Source organism: Nocardia sp. NPDC050710, from assembly GCF_040654375.1.
Taxonomy (GTDB): Bacteria; Actinomycetota; Actinomycetes; order Mycobacteriales; family Mycobacteriaceae; genus Nocardia.
The window spans coordinates 1-2,465 of sequence record NZ_JBFAHV010000065.1 but is presented as its reverse complement, the minus strand read 5'-3'; the positions used below and the strand labels follow the sequence as shown (position 1 = coordinate 2,465).

The following is a 2,465-nucleotide window of genomic DNA, read 5'->3' as shown; positions in this document are numbered from 1 at the left end:
GTCGGCAAACTCGACCGAAAAGCACTGCCGAAACCGGTTTTCACCGACCACAAACCCTTCCGAGCACCGCACACACCAACCGAACACATCATCGCCCAGGCATTCATCGACGTATTGGGAATCGACACAATCGGTCTCGATGACTCGTTCTTCGCCCTGGGCGGCGACAGTTTGGTCGCGACTCGTGTCGCGGCGCGACTCGGGGCCGCGTTGGGGACCGAGATTCCGGTCCGAATGTTGTTCGAGGCGTCCACGGTCGCGGAACTCGCCACTCGTATAGAGCAGCATGCCGGTACCGGGCGCAAACGCCCACCACTGGTCGCCGGGCCGCGCCCCGATCTCGTGCCGTTGGCGCCAGCCCAGCAACGGATGTGGTTCTTCAACCAGTACGACACCGCATCGGGCGCGTACAACATGCCGATCGCCATTCGGCTGCGCGGCGACTTGAACATCGACGCCCTGCACTCGGCGGTCCTCGATGTGCTGGGTAGGCACGAGTCGTTGCGAACGCGGTATCCGGATCACGACGGAACGCTGATCCAACTGATCGAGCCCGTCGAGAATGTGGACCGCGAGCTGATCGTGGTGCCGGTCGCGCCGAGCCAGTTGGTCGAGACGGTAACCGAATTCATCGCCGAAGGCTTCGATGTGACCACCCAGGCGCCCGCGCGTGCCCGGTTGTTCCGCATCGTCGGCGGCGAGCAATCGGAATACCTGTTGGCCGTCGTGGTGCACCACATCGCCGCGGACGGCTACTCCATGATGCCGCTGGCGCGCGATGTGACGACTGCCTATACCGCGCGGATCCGCGGTGCGGCCCCGGCGTGGACACCGCTGCCGGTCCAGTACGCGGACTACGCACTGTGGCAACGAGCTACCCTCGGCGCGCCCGATGATCCGGAATCGCTGTGCGCCGAACAGATCCGATACTGGACCGAGGCGCTGGACGGCGTTGCCGAGGAACTCCGTCTGCCGTTCGACAGGCCGCGGCCGGTGGTGATGTCGAATCGAGGCGCCACTGTCAATTACTCGATGCCTGCCGGTTTGGTGCGGGCGCTGGAACAGCTTGCGCACCAACATAATTCGTCGCTGTTCATGGCGATCCATGGCACATTGGCGGTCCTGCTGGCTCGGTTGAGCGGCACCACCGACATTCCGATCGGCACACCGATCGCCGGGCGCGGACTGGCCGCACTCGACGACATGATCGGCATGTTCGTCAATACCCTGGTGCTGCGGACCGAGATCGATCTCGATGAATCCTTCACCGATCTGCTCGGCCGGATCAAACAAGTCGATCTGGACGCCTTCGAACACGCCGACGTTCCGTTCGAGCAGGTGGTGGACAAACTCGTCGTACAGCGGTCCCAAGCACGACACCCGCTGTTCCAGGTGATGCTGGCATTCCAAAACCTGGAACCGGTAACACTGCAACTCCCCGATCTCGAGCTGTCGGTGGTCGATCTGCCCAATGAGGTCTCCCGGTTCGACCTGCAATTCATCCTGTCGGAAAACCATGACACCGGCGATATGACCGTCGCGGTCACCTACGCCACGGATCTGTTCGACGCCGCGACGGTTGATTCTCTTGCGCAGCGGTGGATTCGGATCCTGGAATCGATCACCACCGAGCCAACTGTTCCGGTCGGGGCGATCGATGTACTCGATCCTGCCGAGCGAGCCGATCTGCTGACGCGCTCCGGCGCGCCTTCGGCACCGCCCACCACGCTGCCCGATTTGCTGAGGGCAGCGGCCGCATTCGATCCCGACGCCACCGCGATCGTGTGCGACGGACAACAGCTGAGTTACCGACAGCTCGACGAACGCTCGAACCGACTGGCGCGACGGCTCATCCGACACGGTATCGGACCGGAAGACGTTGTCGCCATCAGCATCCCACGTTCGGCGGACTCGGTACTCGCCGTCTGGGCAGTCGCCAAAACCGGCGCCGCCTTCCTGCCGGTCGACCCGACCCATCCCACCGAACGCATCACCCACATGATGACCGATTCCGAAGCGGCCATCGGCATTACGACCGCGTCGGTACACGCGCAATTACCCGACGACACCGATTGGTTGACGTTCGACAACCTCGACGAGGCCGACGGCAGTCCGATCACCGACAGCGACCGGGTTCGTCCGTTGCGGATCGACGACATCGCCTATGTCATCTACACCTCCGGATCGACCGGACTACCCAAGGGTGTCGCGGTCACCCACCGCGGACTCGGCAATTGCGCCACCGCGAACCAAGATGTCATCGGCGTCGAACCCGGCTCCCGCACACTGCATCTGGCTTCACCGAGCTTCGACGTATCAGTACAGGAAATGCTGTTCCCGCTGCCCGCTGGCGCGGCCATGGTCATCGCGCCCAATGACGTCTACGGCGGGGATGAACTCGCCGCACTACTCGACCGCGAACACATCAGCCACCTCCTCATCACACCATCGGCACTGTCCACCAT

The 2,465-nt window shown here is 63.2% G+C and carries 1 protein-coding gene; it reads left to right on the top strand.

All coding sequences use genetic code 11. The features are described 5' to 3' along the window. The coding region (locus AB0H61_RS38990; protein ID WP_357313968.1) for a condensation domain-containing protein at nt 1-2,465 on the top strand (2,465 nt) is incomplete at both ends.